This is a genomic window from Phaeodactylibacter sp. (assembly GCF_040219495.1).
Lineage (GTDB): Bacteria > Bacteroidota > Bacteroidia > Chitinophagales > Saprospiraceae > Phaeodactylibacter.
Window position 1 is genome coordinate 22,701 of sequence record NZ_JAVJSK010000040.1, and the last position, 15,972, is coordinate 38,672.

Annotated in this window: 12 protein-coding genes; 6 read left to right on the forward strand and 6 right to left on the reverse strand. The window is 54.5% G+C overall.

The annotated features are described in order from the left end of the window. Positions 1-2 precede the first annotated feature (2 nt). On the reverse strand, positions 3-1,694 hold the full coding sequence (ftcD, locus tag RIC19_RS05605) for a glutamate formimidoyltransferase (protein ID WP_350177311.1): 1,692 nt from the start codon (positions 1,692-1,694) through the stop codon (positions 3-5). Positions 1,695-1,807: 113 nt separating this feature from the next. Here ftcD and RIC19_RS05610 point away from each other — a divergent pair, with 113 nt between their 5' ends. Further along, complete coding sequence (locus RIC19_RS05610; protein WP_350177312.1) at positions 1,808-2,932, forward strand: nitric oxide synthase oxygenase; 1,125 nt, start codon at positions 1,808-1,810, stop codon at positions 2,930-2,932. Positions 2,933-2,935: 3 nt separating this feature from the next. Here RIC19_RS05610 and RIC19_RS05615 read toward each other — a convergent pair whose 3' ends face one another. The 4 genes from RIC19_RS05615 to RIC19_RS05630 form a co-directional block, all read right to left on the reverse strand. Continuing rightward, on the reverse strand, positions 2,936-4,531 hold the full coding sequence (locus RIC19_RS05615) for a RagB/SusD family nutrient uptake outer membrane protein (RefSeq protein ID WP_350177313.1): 1,596 nt from the start codon (positions 4,529-4,531) through the stop codon (positions 2,936-2,938). A gap of 107 nt (positions 4,532-4,638) precedes the next feature. Continuing rightward, positions 4,639-5,421, reverse strand: a complete 783-nt coding sequence (gene ppk2, locus RIC19_RS05620; protein ID WP_350177314.1) for a polyphosphate kinase 2 — start codon at positions 5,419-5,421, stop codon at positions 4,639-4,641. Further along, positions 5,421-6,950, reverse strand: coding sequence for a carbon-nitrogen hydrolase family protein (locus RIC19_RS05625; RefSeq protein ID WP_350177315.1), 1,530 nt, complete (start codon positions 6,948-6,950; stop codon positions 5,421-5,423). The genes ppk2 and RIC19_RS05625 overlap by 1 nt, the downstream gene beginning before the upstream one ends. A gap of 325 nt (positions 6,951-7,275) precedes the next feature. Next, positions 7,276-7,953, reverse strand: a complete 678-nt coding sequence (locus RIC19_RS05630) for a response regulator transcription factor (protein WP_350177316.1) — start codon at positions 7,951-7,953, stop codon at positions 7,276-7,278. A 261-nt stretch (positions 7,954-8,214) separates the two neighbouring features. Between RIC19_RS05630 and RIC19_RS05635 the strand changes: the two genes are divergently transcribed. From RIC19_RS05635 to RIC19_RS05655, 5 genes are all read left to right on the forward strand, one after another. Beyond that, positions 8,215-8,859: a 2OG-Fe(II) oxygenase gene (locus tag RIC19_RS05635; RefSeq protein WP_350177317.1), complete on the forward strand. Its 645-nt coding sequence runs from the start codon at positions 8,215-8,217 to the stop codon at positions 8,857-8,859. Position 8,860: 1 nt separating this feature from the next. Then, positions 8,861-9,496 carry an SET domain-containing protein gene (locus RIC19_RS05640; RefSeq protein ID WP_350177318.1) on the forward strand — a complete coding sequence of 212 codons (636 nt, stop codon included), beginning with the start codon at positions 8,861-8,863 and terminating at the stop codon, positions 9,494-9,496. Positions 9,497-9,630: 134 nt separating this feature from the next. Continuing rightward, the gene (locus RIC19_RS05645) at positions 9,631-10,614 is read left to right on the forward strand and encodes a succinylglutamate desuccinylase/aspartoacylase family protein (protein ID WP_350177319.1); all 984 of its coding nucleotides are present in this window, start codon (positions 9,631-9,633) and stop codon (positions 10,612-10,614) included. A 143-nt stretch (positions 10,615-10,757) separates the two neighbouring features. Beyond that, complete coding sequence (locus tag RIC19_RS05650; RefSeq protein ID WP_350177320.1) at positions 10,758-13,565, forward strand: alpha-amylase family glycosyl hydrolase; 2,808 nt, start codon at positions 10,758-10,760, stop codon at positions 13,563-13,565. 363 nt (positions 13,566-13,928) lie between these two features. After that, positions 13,929-14,846, forward strand: a complete 918-nt coding sequence (locus RIC19_RS05655; protein WP_350177321.1) for a helix-turn-helix transcriptional regulator — start codon at positions 13,929-13,931, stop codon at positions 14,844-14,846. A gap of 276 nt (positions 14,847-15,122) precedes the next feature. Here the strand turns inward: RIC19_RS05655 and RIC19_RS05660 are convergent. Next, positions 15,123-15,972 (reverse strand): T9SS type A sorting domain-containing protein (locus RIC19_RS05660; RefSeq protein WP_350177322.1); only part of this gene is annotated, 850 nt, incomplete at its 5' end.

Genomic DNA, 15,972 nt, shown 5'->3' on the forward strand with positions numbered 1-15,972 from the left:
CATCACGTCACATGCCGCTCCACCAGCCCCATCACTTCCTGCTCCAGGGCATCTGCCCTGGCAGCTATGGATTGAGCCGCCGACAGTTTGGCTTCCACCCAGGCTTTGTCCTCAATATCGCCGGCATTGATGCGGACGTTGAGCCAGGCACCGTACACAGCTGCCCGGGCACACAGCGCCCCTACCCCGGCATCGCTGGCAGAGTTGGGGTTGCCTTTTTCTGCCATGGCTTTGCACACGTCGAAAGTCTCTAAAGCCAGTTCCATGGTGCGGAAAGGCACTTCGGTGGCATACTTGGTGGCCTCCTGCATCGCTTCGTGGCGGGCGGCTTTTTCTGCTTCCGTCCCTTTAGGCAGGCGCACCGCGGCAATAATGCCGTTGAAGGAGCGGGTGTCTTCGTCTACCAGCGCCAGCAGCCCATCCTTGATGCGCTGCCCGCGCTCCGCCCACTCGGAAAACTCCGCCCAGCGGTCGTCCCAAACCCGGCGGTGGGAAGACAGGTTGGCGACCATCGTGCCCAAAGAGGCTCCCAGAGCGCCAACGTAGGCCGCCACCGAACCGCCGCCCGGTGCCACGCTCTCCGAAGCCGTCTCATTGGAGAAGGTGCGGAGGTTCATATTGAGGAGTGGCGTAGGGGTATCTTCTGCCAGTTGGTATTCGATGATTTTCTGTTGGGGGTCGAAGGGGGCCAGCTCATCCAAGCCCATGGACTTGACGGCGATTTTGATCACCTCTTCTTCGGATGCGCCCAGGGAACGCCGCTGCTGTTTCAGGAAGTAATGCCCGGCATCAAGCATGACCTGCAGGGGCACCAGGCCGACCAGTTCGGAGCCGGTCACCCGCATCCCCCGGCGGTTGGCACTTTCGCGGCAGGCTTCGAATGCGATGTGGAGTGGGGTTTGGCGTACATCGGTAATGTTCATGGAAATTTGGGCAATGCCGTACTCTTCGATGTACCAGCCGATGCCTTTTACGCCCTTGCACTTGCCGGGTTCCCGCAGGGCATTCCCGTTTTCATCCTTAAGCACTGCACCGGAGACCTTACCGCCTTCCCGCTTCACACGGCCCTGCTCCCGCACATCAAAGGCAACAGAATTGGCGCGGCGTACCGAGGTGGTATTGAGGTTGACGTTGTAAGCGATGAGAAAGTCCCGGGCGCCCACTGCCGTCGCTCCGGCGGTTGCATTGAACTTTGCCGGGCCATAATCCGGCTTCCATTCCGGTTTAGCCAGCTTATCGGGCAGGGCTTCGTACTCGCCAGAGCGGACCGTAGCCAGATTGCGCCAGGCGGGCTTGGTCGCGGCACTTTCGTACATGTAGATGGGAATGCCCAGTTCCTCACCGGCACGCTTGGCCAGCTTATGCGCCCATTCGGCGACCTCTTCCATGGTGATGTGGGCAATGGGGATAAGCGGGCAGACATCCGTGGCGCCCATACGGGGGTGCTCACCGGAATGTTTGGACATGTCAATGACTTCGCTGGCCTTTTTCATAGCCTGGAAAGCCGCTTCTATGACTGGCTCCGGCGCGCCCACAAAGGTGACGACCGTGCGGTTGGTCGCTTTCCCGGGGTCGACGTCCAGGAGTTTGACGCCCTCCACCGCTTCGATGGCATCGGTGATTTGCTTCAGTACCGCAGGGTCACGGCCTTCGCTGAAATTGGGTACGCACTCTATGAGCGGTTGGTTTTGCATGGTTTATTTGGTTTTAGTTTTTTGCTTTGACAAACTTATGAAATCGAAAAATAAACTTTTCAACTTGGAGCGCGATTATTCCGTTACACTTTTCCTGCCAAAGGGTACAAACTATGAGCACAACTATCAAAGTAAGCCCGGCGCTACTACAGGAAGCCCGGGCATTTCTCCAGCTGTATGCGAAAGAACAGGCGCTATCGCAATCCACTTATCAGAACCGGCTGACCGATATAATGGAAGATATCGCTACTCAAGGTACGTATGAGCTCACCGAAGCAGAGCTGTCCTTCGGGGCACGGGTAGCCTGGCGCAATTCTATCCGATGCATCGGCCGGTTGTACTGGAAAAGCCTGCATGTGTTCGATGCCCGGCGGGTGACGGATGCAGAGACGGCCTTTCGCCTTCTCTGCGACCACCTGCGCTTTGCCACCAATGAGGGGAATATCCGGTCGGCGATCACCATTTTCCCACCCGATCACGAGGGCCGTACGCCCCTGAAAATCCTTAATCATCAGCTTATCCGCTATGCAGGCTACGCGCAACCGGACGGCAGTGTCTTAGGTGATCCTTCCAGTGCCTCCTTTACCCGCTTTTGCGAAAGCCTGGGCTGGCAGGGCAAAGGCACCGCATTTGACATCCTTCCCCTCGTGGTACAGGAAGCGGGCCGCCCACCGGTTTGGTTTGAGTGGCCGGAGGAGGTGTGCCTGGAAGTGCCTATTGCTCATCCTCATCAGTCGGGGATTACTGGCCTGGGTTTGAAATGGTACGCCGTACCTGTGATTGCTGATATGTGGCTGAGCATTGGCGGGCTGCGGTTCTCGGCGGCGCCTTTCAATGGCTGGTACATGGGGGCGGAAATTGGTGCCCGCAACCTGGCGGACCAGCAACGCTACAACGCTCTGCCTAAAGTTGCGGAAGCCATGAACCTTGATACCTCCCGCAATGCCACCCTCTGGAAAGACCGGGCGTTGGTGGAATTGAACGCCGCTGTACTACATTCCTACGCGCAGGCAGGCGTGAAAGTCGTGGACCACCACAGCGCCGCTGAACAGCATGCCCACTTCGAGCGCATTGAGCAGTCGCACGGCCGCCCGGTCAATGGCGACTGGACCTGGCTCATACCACCGGTCTCACCGGCAACGACGGCCACCTTCCACCGGACTTACGATGCCACGGAGCTGAAGCCCAACTTCTTTTATAAGACGGCAGCGGAGAAGGGGTGCCCGATGATGGGATAGACCTTAGTACCCCGGATTCTGCGTCATCCCAGCGTCTCCCCCGATGGCACTTCGTGGAATGGGGAAGAGCTCCCGATAAGGCTCAGAGGCGGGCTTCTCCCACCAGACTTCGGTGTACTTCCCAAACCGGATCAGATCAGTCCGGCGAATCGCCTCCTGAAACATCTCCCGGCCTCGCTCTGCCAGAAATTCCTCCGCGGTAAGCGTACCGCTGTAGGGCTCAACACCAGCACGGGCGCGCAATACATTGACATCAGGCTCGGCATCTGCCCAGTTGCCGCTCAGGCGGGCGCGGGCCTCTGCCCGGATGAGGTAGACCTCCCCCAGGCGGACAAGTGGAAAGTCGTTGTCCATTTCCCTGCGCCCAAAGAGCTTAAAGCTAAACTTAGCGGGCCGGGCACCTGATTTTGCGTGGGCATTGGGCTGCAGCTCATTGATTGCAGGTGTATAATTTAGCTGAAGTTCACCGTCATTTTCTGTGTAATCGATGACAGCAGAGCCGGAGAAATCAAACTGCGGCCCGGTCAGGAAACTGGCTTTTTTGCGCAGGTCAGCGTCCTCATAGCTGTTGTAGAATTCTTCAAGGGTGGCGTAGCCATTCCAGGGCTGTTCCTGTAGGTGCCAGCTCAATTGGCTGGCCGGGTGAAGGACCATTTGTGAGAAATTCATCCCAGACCCAAGGTGCTCATCGTAATTGATGGAAAAGATGTGCTCGGGATTGCCATCGTTATTGGGTGCGAATACGGCCGCATAGCCGGTCAGCTGTTCCGGGTCAGAAGGTACGCCCTGACGCTGGCCAAGGTTAGGCACTGCGCAGCCTTCTCCACAAAGCTGGTAATGCCCGCTGTCGATGATGTACGAAGCGGCTATACTTGCAGCTTCGTACCGGGGCGTCCCCGTATATACTTCGGCGTTCAGGTACAGTTGGGCTAATACCCCCAAGACACCATAACGGTTGAGCTGATAAGCCTCACTCTTTTCTAAAAGAGGGCTGTTACTGATATCCATGCCCGTACTGACCTCTGGTATACCCAATACAGTCAGTAGTTCCTGTTCCACAAAATTAAAAACCTCCTCCCGGGTGGCCTGGGGCGGGTCCGGACTTTGCTCCGTCACAATCTTCACCCTGCCGAAAAGATCCAGAAGCCGCCAGTAAAAATAAGCCCGCATACCTTTGAGCTGTGCTATCTCATCCGCTTCCAAATGCCCATGATCCAACATTTCATTTATTTCCTCTATAGCGCTGTACAATTGCCGAAAAGTATTTGCAATGAATGGATGGTCCGGGTCGTAGGTATGTTGATGCAGGTCGATCAAAGTCCCCCCATCGTACCAGTCGCTCCCCTTTACAGCCACCACCATTTCATCAGAAGTAAGCTCCTGCAGCGTGAAATAGCCTCCGTGGTATGCCGTGCCTGTGTTGCGCAGTCCTCCATAAACCAATTGTAGTGGGTCGTAACAGGCACAATCATAGGTGCTGCCATTTCCCTCGATGGACAGCTCTTCAGTGAGCTCGCCCACAAGGTCTTCCTGTAAGTCCGTGCAGGCATACTGACTTATTGCCAGGAGTAGGGCCAGAAGGTATATTTTTTTCATCATTACCGTATTTGACTATTCAAGTTACGGATTTTCAAGGACATATGCAGGTAAGCGCTCAGTGCAAAACCCGAAAAGAGCCAGGCGGTAGCTGATGGAAACTTTTCAGGTTAGCCGTGCTGCCACAGGATCTCCGCCGGAGGCGATTGCAGTTTTTCCGTCTTCCCGGCATAGTCCAAACGGTAAAGGACATGCCGCATAGCCGCGATACGGGCACGCTCCCGCTCATTGCCTTTCACAATAAACCAGGGATTGGCTTCGGTAGAGGTTTGCTCATACATACGGGCTTTATAAGCCGTAAAGGCGTCCCATTTCTCCTGAGCCAGCAGGTCGACCGGGCTGACTTTCCACTGCTTGAGCGGGCTCGTCAGGCGGTCTTCGATGCGGCTGCGCTGTACTTCGGCATCAATGGAAAACCAAAACTTGACCAGGGTGATGCCATCATCGGTGAGCATGCGCTCTACGGTATTGACCTGCTGCATGAACAGCTCGTATTGCGCCGGTGTGCAAAAGCCCATGACGGGCTCCACCACCGCCCGGTTGTACCAGCTGCGGTCAAAGAAGACCATCTCTCCGGCATTAGGCAGTTGCCGGATGTAACGCTGAAAGTACCACTGCCCCTGCTCTTCCAGTGTAGGTTTGCCCAATGCCACGATGCGGTAGTGGCGCGGGTTGAGAAACTGGGAAAAGCGGGCAATCGAACTCCCCTTGCCGGCCGTATCCCGTCCTTCAAACAAGATCGCGAGCCGCTGTCCCTGCTCATGAATATGCTTTTGCAACTTCAGCAGCTCCACCTGCAGGAAGTACAACTCGTGCACGTAGGCCGGATTAACCCCGTAGTGGCGCAGCACATCCTCGTCAAACTGCTTGTCTTCTCCTTTTTTCAGGCTCATTACTTTTTCAGTTTTACCTCGTACAAGTCCGTGCGCCGGTCTTTGAGGGTGTTTACGCTACCGTATTCGTGCAATTCCTTGAGGAGCTCGAGGTTGACATCAGCAATCACCGTCATCTCAGTATTGGGCGTAGCCTCGGAGCGGATCGCATTAGTAGGGAATGCAAAATCGGAGGGCGTGAAAATCGCCGACTGTGCATAGTTGATGTCCATATTGTTGACGCGGGGCAGGTTACCGACCGCCCCGGCAATAATGACGTAGCACTCGTTCTCAACAGCGCGGGCCTGTGCACAAAGGCGGACGCGGTTGTAGCCATTCTGCGTATCCGTCAGGAAAGGTACAAAGAGCAATTGCATGCCCTGATCAGCGTAAATCCGCGCCAGCTCCGGGAACTCCACATCGTAGCAGATGAGAATACCCACTTTGCCGCAATCCGTATCAAAAACCTTCAGCTCACTGCCGCCCTTCATCCCCCAGGCATCCCGCTCGGAGGGCGTGATGTGCACTTTCTGGTACTTTTCCCAGGTGCCATCGCGGCGGCAGAGGTAGGACACGTTGTACAAATGCCCGTCCGCTTCGACCTTGGGCATACTGCCGGTGATGATGTTGACGTTGTAGCTGACCGCAAACTCCGTGAATTTTTCGCGCAAAGCGTTGGTATAACCCGCCAGCTCCCGGATAGCCCGCGCCTCGCCCAGGTGGTTATAGTCAGCCATGAGGGGCGCCTCAAAAAACTCCGGGAAGAGAATGAAGTCAGATTGATAATCGCTCACCGCATCCACAAAGTACTCCACTTGCCGGATGAGGGCATCGAAGTTGGGGAAGAGGCGCATCTGCCACTGTACGATACCGATACGCACATCCGACTTAGGAACGTTGATCAGTTTTTCTTCTTCCTGAAAATAGATGTTGTTCCACTCCAGCAGGGTGGCGTACTCCTTTGAGGCTTTATCTTCCGGCAGGTAATTTTGAATAATTTTACGGACGTGGAAGTCGTTCGACAGCTGAAAGGTAAGGGTGGGGTCGTAGATTTCCTTCATCTTCACCCGGTTGATGTATTCCCGGGGGGTTAGCTCGTCAGCATATTCGCGATATTTGGGAATACGCCCTCCGGCAATAATGGACCGCAGGTTCAGAGACTCGCAGAGCTCCTTACGGGCATCGTACAGCCGCCGCCCCAGGCGCATGCCGCGGAACTCCGGGTGTACAAACAGCTCAATACCATAGAGCACATCGCCTTTTTCGTCATGGGTATTGAAGGTCTCATTACCGGTGATTTGATCGTAGGTATGCTTATCTCCGTACTTGCTGTAATTGACGATGAGAGACAAAGCGCAAGCCGCTACTTTTTCATCTACTACCACACAAAGCTGCCCTTCCGGGAAAACCTTGAGCAGTTTTTCGATAGCTGCTTTATTCCAGTGCGTCACCCCACCCCCCGAGTAGGCTTGAATCATCGCCTCTTTGAGGCCGATATAGTCATTGAGGGTAAGGTTGCGGAGTTCTATTTTCTTTGTTGCGACTTCCATAGTTTGATTGTTGTACTTCGATGTAACGGGCGGTGAACCGACCTTGTTGAGCACCGCCCGGAATTAGAGCTTGTTGAGATTTTACACTTCGGGCTGCTCTTGCCAAATTTCGTCCTGCTCTTCGTTGCTCTCCCGCCTGCCATAGTCTTGTACGGTCTCCGGTGGCCAAAGCCCATAGGCGACGGGACACGGACAGGTTGGTCACGTGGCTAAGGCTATGTGATTCAGGAATGGGACCCCTTTAATCCCATTCTTGAATGCATTACGCCTAGATCAGAACAAAATTTGGCTACATTCGCTCCAAAAGCAAAATCCCAATAAGCTCTTAATTAGCCCGCAGGATATACCCCACCCCATACAGGGTCTCAATGAGATCAGGCGCACCGTTTGCCTTTAGCTTACGGCGCAGGTTTTTCAGGTGGGCATACAGAAAGTCGTACCCCTCCGTTTCCTCTGCTGCTTCTCCCCAAAGGTAATCAATCAGTTGATCTTTGCTAACCACGCGATTGCGGTTGCGGGCCAGGAAAAATAGAATGCTGTACTCTTTTTTGGTGAGCTCCAACCGCTGCTCATTGATAAAGATGGCAAACTCATCAGGCCGGATGATCAGCACGCCTAGTCTCAGTTCCTGCTGATATACGCCTATGCGGCGGCGGACAATCGCTTTCAGGCGGGCGTAGGCTTCCGCCAAATCATAAGGCAGGGACAGCACGTCATCGTATCCAGCCGACAGTGCCTCAATCCGGTAGAGAGATTCCGTGGAAGGCGTGAGGAGGAGCAGCCCGGCGTATACATCCTGCTGCCGGATCAGCTGCCCTAAACGCAGGGCACTGCTGCCCTCCAGTGGTTCCAGGGCTACTACTGCGTCATACTCTACCTGCAGCACTTTCTGTACCGCCGCTCTGACCTGAATGGCTACCTCGCATTTTGAGCCCTGCCTTTTGAGGTAGCGTTGAAGCGCCGTAAGAGGGGCGGATTCTAAGCCGATAAGTAAAAGATGCATAATTTTTTATTGCCAGGCACAAAATTCAGTTTTTATTCAGAATTTAAACGCTTTTTTGCTCAAAAAAACAAATGAGCAGAAAAGGTAAATCCACAGACAAAAGGCGACCAAAGCAACATGCCGCCCCAAATGAGGAGGCGCCACGGCCTAAAAAAGCCGCCAAGGCTACCAAGCCCCCTAAATACAAACATGCGCAGTACTGGCTGAGCGAAGAAGTCAATCTGCAATAGCGTTTATTAATAAACGCTAAAAAACAACCCTATGACCAAAGTAACACTGCTTCTTCAGGAGGCTATCTATGAACAGGCCGCCCTCGAAATTGCCGAACAAGGGTACTCCATTATTGATGGGTTCCTGAGTGCAGCAGAAGTCGACAGCATCCTGCAAGCCATTCACGCCGAAGAAGCAAACGGTAGTTTCAGCCCGGCCGGTATTGGGCAGGGAGCTGGCTTTCAGCGCAACCGCAATATCCGACGGGACTATATCCGATGGGTCAATCATGCTGAACCGCCAGTATCCTGTATTCCATACTTTGAGCGCCTGCAGGCACTCATCCGTTACCTGAACCGGACTTGCTATCTGGGTATTCGCGACCTGGAGATGCACTTTGCAGTGTACCAGCCGGGCGGTTTTTACAAACGTCACCTCGATGTATTCCAGCACGCTCAGTCCCGCAAGTTATCCGCTATTTGCTACCTCAACCCTAACTGGGTTACAGCGGATGGCGGCGCCCTGAAACTCTACCTGCCCCGGGAAGACGGTACAGAAAACACCATCACGGTACTACCGGAAGCCGGCCGTTTAATTTTATTCGAAAGCCATGCCATTGAGCACGAGGTGGAAGTCGCGCACCGGGAACGGTGCAGCATCACCGGCTGGCTCAAAGACGAGGTTCAATTTTTCTAACATGATCCATCCACACACCCAACTGCAATACATCGACGATCACAAAGGCTATGGTGTATTTGCGACTCAGTTTCTACCCAAAGGCACGATTACTTATGTTAAGGACAGCCTGGAGATGGAAATCAGCCCGGACGCCTACCGGAATCATAATCCCGAAATGCAAACCGCTATTGAGAAGTATTCCTACACCGATGAGCGCGGCTACCGCATCGTCAGCTGGGACTTCGCCAAGTACGTCAATCACTGCTGCAACTGTAACACGATGAGCACCGGCTACGGCTTCGAAATGGCCATCCGCGATATTCAGCCCGGTGAGGAAATTACTGATGAGTACGCCTTGTTCAACCTGACTCAGTCTATGGACCTGCAGTGCGCCCACGACTGCTGCCGGGGACAGCTCAGGCCTGAAGATTTTGACCTGTACTACAAAAACTGGGACCTCAAGCTGCGCGAGGCACTGCCCCTCATCTGGCAGGTGAAGCAGCCGCTTGCCGCACTGCTCGACGCCGGCCTAAAAGACGATGTCGATGCTTTCCTGAACAATCCGGAAGCGTACCGTTCGGTTTATCAGCTCAAGGCGCGAGCCCTTAAAGCTTACGCCCCCAACGGAAAGGGTAGGCACTTACACCTGACCTAACCACGCAGATACCGGTTGTTTTGCGTATTTTGGACTTCCCATTCGCCCCGTAAATAAAGAACATTTACGGGGCAATTTTTTTTATGCTTTGGGGTACCTTTGCAGCCTCTTTTTCATTCAGCAAACAAAAGTATATGGAATCCACTTATTCTGCCCTGCCCGATGATGCACCGGTAATCCGGGAGCTGGACCTGGAAGCAATACCCCACGGGACTCTACAGCGATTTTGGCTGCACCTTGTCACTGATGGCATGGGCATGCCTGTTTTCATCCCCGTCATAGTAGCCAAAGGCAAAGAAGACGGCCCTGTAGTTGGCCTGACCGCCGCGGTGCACGGCAATGAGCTCAACGGCATCCCGGTCATACAGCGCCTCTTCCGGGAAATTGACGCCCGGGAGCTCAAAGGTACTATCGTGGGGGTGCCTGTGGTCAACCTCCCGAGCTTGTTGCGCAAAAAACGGCGTTTCATAGACGGTACAGACCTCAACCACATCATGCCGGGTAAAGAAGACGGTAATGTAAGCCAAGTGTATGCCTACCGCATCATCAATTGGATTGTTGCCAAATTTGACTACCTCATCGATTTACATACCGCCAGTTTTGGGCGGGTCAATTCTTACTACATCCGGGCAGACATGGACAATGAAACGACCCGGCGCATGGCCTTGCTGCAAAACGCACAGATTATCGTCCACAATCCACCTTCCGATGGTACACTCCGGGGGGCAGCAGACGAATTAGGCATTCACGCTATCACCCTCGAGGTCGGGAATCCCAATACTTTTCAGAAAGGGCATATCCGATCGGGCCTGACTGGTATTCACAACCTGCTGGCGGACCTCGGCATGACAGACGAAGCCCTGGATCAGCCGGAAGAGCAGGCCATTATGTGCAAAGACTCCAGCTGGCTTTATACCGACACCGGTGGAATCCTGACCGTGCAGCCAGGCTTAACTGACCGCGTGACAGCCGGGCAGGAAGTAGCGACCCTGCGCAATATTTTTGGGGACTTTATCAAGCGTTATGCCGCCCCTCAGGATGGGGTGGTCATTGGTAAAAGCGTGAGCCCGATCAATCAGACCGGTGGACGGATTTTGCACCTGGGGTTCCCCGTATAATCCTGTAGCACTCGGCATTTGTCCGCATTTAGTCAAATCCGGCGCGCAGGCGTCCCAGGATTTGTGTACTTTTGATAGCCTTACTATCCTGTTGGATAGAGCAAATACCATATCCCACAATAATCGTAAAGAAAATGACAACCATGCTCAAATCTATTTTGCCGCTCCTGCTCATTGGGCTTGCTTTACCTGTACTTCAGGCACAGGTAGTTTACAGTGACCCGGCATTCCCAACACCGGAAGATGAAGTCACGGTCTTCTTCAATGCCGCGGAAGGCAACGGAGGCCTCGAAAACTGCGGGTGCGACGTGTACCTGCACACCGGCGTCGTCACCAATCTAAGCTCAAGCCCGGCAGACTGGCGCTACGTGCCAACTACCTGGGGCGTAGCCAATGAAGCCTGGCAAATGACACCGGTGCCCGGTGAAGACAACCTCTACAGCTACACCTTTTCCCCTTCTGTCAATGCCTACTACAACGTACCGGGCAGTGAGACGGTAGCGCAAATCGCATTCGTCTTCCGCAATGCCGACGGTAACCAAACCGGTCGCGCTACCGGTGGCGGTGATATTTATCTCGACCTTTTTGAAGGGGGCGTAGGCTTCGCTGCCGTAATCCAAAGCCCGGCCAGCAATGCCATCATTGCACAAACCGGAGAGCTTATCCCCGTGCGGGTCGCAGTTTCTGAAGAAGCGACGATAACCGTCACAGACAATGGGGAAGAGCTGGTTTCCGAAACGACTGCCCTCCTCGAGTACAACCTCGTGGCTGGCGAAGCCGGCACCCATCTGGTGGAAATCATGATCGATAACGGGGAGGAGAGCACCGTGCTCGACTTCGCCTACGCCGTACCCCTGGATATCGCCCCTGAGGAAGTACCGGCCGGGCTCGAGCCGGGTATCACTTTCGAAGCAGGCACGCTCCGCCTCAACCTGTTTGCGCCCAACAAAGAGCACGCTTTTGTACTCGGCAGCTTCAACGATTACCGGCCGCTGACGGAGTACCAAATGACGCCCTCGGCCTCCGGCAACTGGTGGATAGAAATCGACGGGCTGGACCCCGATGGCCAGTATTCTTTCCAGTATCTGATTGATGGCAGCATCCGCATAGCTGATCCTTATAGCACTATTGTGCTGGACCCCGGCAATGATCCGTTTATCTCCGAAGACGTTTATCCCGACCTGCCCGCTTATCCGGATAATGCACAGGGCATTGTATCCCTGGTAGACCCGCAGGTGGCAGAATACGACTGGCAAATGGACAACTTCGAGCGCCCGCCTAAAGAGCGGCTGGTGGTGTACGAACTGCTGGTACGCGACTTCCTGGAAAGCCATAGCTACACCGACCTCATCGACACCCTCGACTATCTCAAGCGCCTGGGTATCAACGCCATTGAGCTAATGCCGGTCAATGAATTTGAAGGCAATATCAGCTGGGGCTACAATCCGTCCTTCCACATGGCGCTGGACAAGTACTACGGTCCGATTTATGAATTTAAGCGTTTTGTGGATGTTTGCCACCAACGCGGGCTGGCCGTAATTATCGATGTGGTGTACAATCATGCCTTTAGCCAAAGTCCACTCTGCCAACTCTACTGGGACGGGAATAACTTCCGCCCCACCCCCGACAACCCCTGGCTGAATGAATTCGCCAAACACCCCTTCAACGTGGGCTACGATTTCAACCACGAGAGTCCGCACACCCGGGAGTATGTCAAGCGCACGATGCGCTACTGGCTGGAAGAAATGCGGGTGGACGGCTTCCGCTTCGACCTGTCCAAAGGCTTTACGCAAGTGGAAACCACCGATGTTGGTGCCTGGAGTGCTTACGACGCTTCCCGCCTGGTCATCATCAAGGACTATGCCGATGAAATGTGGAATGCCTCGCCGGGATCTTATGCCATTATGGAGCACCTGGGCGACTGGGCAGAGGAAGTGGAAATGGCTACCTACGGAGAAGGTATGCTGATGTGGAACAATATGCAACCTCAGTACAAAAATGCCGTGCTCGGCTTTGGGTCCAACCTTTCCGAGGCCTCCTATACCCACCGGGGCTGGGATGTGCCCGGCATCGTCTCCTATATGGAAAGCCACGATGAGGAGCGCCTGGTGTACGAGGCCCTGGAGTTCGGTAGTTCACAGGGCGACTACAACGTGAGAGAGCTGGAAACGGCTCTGGACCGGGTTGCCGCTGGTGCCACAATGTTCTATACCATCCCCGGCCCTAAGATGCTTTGGCAGTTTGGGGAGCTGGGCTATGACTTCTCAATCAATTACTGCGAAGACGGCAGCATCAATCAGGATTGCCGGACAGGCCCCAAGCCGATCCGCTGGGACTTCCTGGAAGAAGAAGGCCGGCGTGACCTCTACGAAACCATGAGCGATCTGATTCTGGTCACACAAGCCTACGATGTCTTCCACACCGATGACATTGAGTACGACCTGGCACCTGCCGCTAAGAAAATCAAGTTGCGCCACGAAAGTATGGACGCCGTTGCGGTGGCCAACTTTGGCGTCACCGATCAAAGTTTATCCCAAGTCTTCACACAGACGGGCACCTGGTATGAGTATTTCACTGGCGAAACCTTCCAAGTGATTACGCCCAATCAGCTGCTGCCGCTAGAGGCCGGAGAGTACCGGCTGTACACAACGGAACCACTGGAGACACCCACTTCTACACAGAACGAGGCCGTAGCCGATGGCTTTGACCTCCGGGTTGCGCCCAACCCCACTGCCGGCGAGCTGCTCGTGAGCTACGACCTGCCTAAGGCCGCCGAGGTGCAAATGGAGGTCGTCAACCTGCAGGGGCAAATCGTACATCAGGAAAACCTGGGGCAGCGCAGTTTCGGCTGGCACGGGGAAGCCCTTGACCTGGACCTGCCTGCTGGCAGCTATGTACTGCGCATTCTGGCAGATAACCGGGTGCAGACTACCTTTGTGGTGGTACAGTAGGAGCTTGTTTTAGCTGGACTTTCGGCGCCGCTTTTGGAGACCCTGATCTTCAAAAGCGGCATTTTTTTTGGTGGCATGCCCAAGCTGCCCTTCTTCGTCGGTAAAAAGGAGGCCTTAATAGATAAATTCCTGGTAAGTCGTCGTTTTTCCCAATATTTAGCTGATGTTTTGTAAAGCTTGAAGAGCGGAATAAGATCCTACAGATTCCCCGTTAAGTTATGCCCGACAAAGCACTGATGATAACTCAGCACAGTTTCAATTGGCTACGTTACCCATCCTGTCACAATAAAAGACTGCCCGTAGTACCTGCCACGGCGGTATTAGTGCTGGTTAATGCCGGTAAAACACTAAAAAGTAGTCCGTATGGCGCCATTAACAGGTAATGAGATACCCGCCCGTCAACCGCTCATTCATATGTCTGAACAGTTGCGGCATACGCCCCTCAACTTTGACGATATCATTATCCACTCCCGGCTCCGGGACTTTGAAAAATCGGTCACCGATTCCGGCTTATCCATCAAGCTTGGGCACATCGGCACGGAACGCTACTTGTTCAAAAACCAGCAAGTCAGCCTACAGCGGGGATCATATTTGCTGGTCAACCGGCATCAAACCTTCGACTGTTTTATCCGTAATCCTACTCCGGTGGAAGGCTTCTGCTTTTACCTGAGCCCGCGCTTGATTCAGGAAGCCGCCTCGGGCTTATCGCGCTCTGTAGAGGACCTGCTGGACCACCCGGCGCCTAAATCCAATAATAAGGCACCGCACTTTCTGGAAAAGATTTACCGGACCGATGAGAATAAACTCGGCCGCTATCTGGAGCAATTGCGCCCGGCCCTCGTCGCCCATGAGCAGTTGGATTTCAATCAGGTGTTTTTTGACGTGGCTACTGCGCTCTTGCGCACGCACTGGCGTACCGAGCAGGAGATGCGGGGTATAGATTGTACGCGGCGGTCGACACGGGAAGAATTGTACCGCCGCCTTTGCGCTGCGCGGCAGTTTATTTTCGATAACTACTGCAATGACATCCAACTGGAGGAACTGGCTAAAGCGGCTCTGCTTTCCAAGTTCCACCTGCTGCGCACCTACAAGCAAGCCTTTGGTATTACCCCCTACCAACAGGTGCTGGAGCTGCGCCTCCACAAGGCCTCCCGGCTCGTGCAGGAGGGCGGTAACCTCAGCCATGTGGCAAGTGAGCTGGGCTTTTCTGACCGGCGCTCGTTTACCAAGGCGTTTAAGAAAAAGTTTGGGGTAGCGCCTTCGTATTATCGGGCGGGGTAAGCGGGAGGCGCCAGGCTATGCAAAGAAAAATTTCGACAGTGAAAGTTAGGGCGTACTCCGGAGGAGTGGCTTGGGCATAAAGTACACCTTAGCCAAAGTGAAAGTTAGGGCGTACTCACGGGGGTGGCTTGGGCTTAAAGTACACCCTAACTGGCTTAGACGCGCCATTTTGACCAGCCTGGGAAGCCGGGAGCACCATAAAACCACAGCACCTTTTGCCCGGCCGTAGCCAATAGGCAAAGGAGGGACAGCACAAGAACCCCGCGCCTAAGCCCGTTACCGAACCACCACCCTTTCCACCCAAGCCTGGCCCTTCACTTCCACGCGCAGGGCATAGACACCCGGTGGCAGCTCCGGCAACTGCAGCGGCATCTTTTGCGAAGATGGTTTTGTTACTGACCATACTGTCTGCCCCTGCATATTGTAAAGGGTGAAGTAGCCGGTGCCTGTGGGCGCTGCGCCCGCCCAGGCGACGGTGAGGTGGCGGGAGGCGGGATTGGGGAAGACGGATAGCTGTGAACTGGAAAGCGGTGGGGTCCACTCCTCAGAAGTAATCACATAGGCGCAGGAGTCCAGGCTTGGGCACCCTTGCGCATCGGTGCGGACCAGCCAGCAATTTCTGTCCCCATCTCCGCGTGACTTTCCCCCAACTACCAGATCGCCATTGGGCAGCTCTCCAAAGCGGCCAAATTGCCCGGAAACATTTTCGCCTGACAAGTCGAAGGGGGGCAGATAGTAACGGGACCACAGAGTATCCCCCTCCGGCGTAAACTTAAACAGCCACCCGGCCAGCTTTTTCGACCCTCCAACCCAGGTGCTGTGCTCTCCGGCACTCACAATGTTGCCGTCCGAAACCAGTTTTAGCTCCCGGGAGCCGTTTCTTCCATTGATCACGTTAGGTTGGCCTACGGTATTAGCCCATTGTGTGTCATTGCTAGGAGAAAGTCTGGCAATAACAGGTTGTATTAAGGTTGCCCAATCTGGACCATTTTCCTGAAAGGTTTCCCCGAAAGTGATCAGGCTCCCATCCTCCAGGGAAACGACCTGCCGGATTAGCCCTGTTTCGGGATGCACCTCTGAGGACCATGCAGATTGGGCTGTGCCATCCGTTAGATCTACCCTGTAG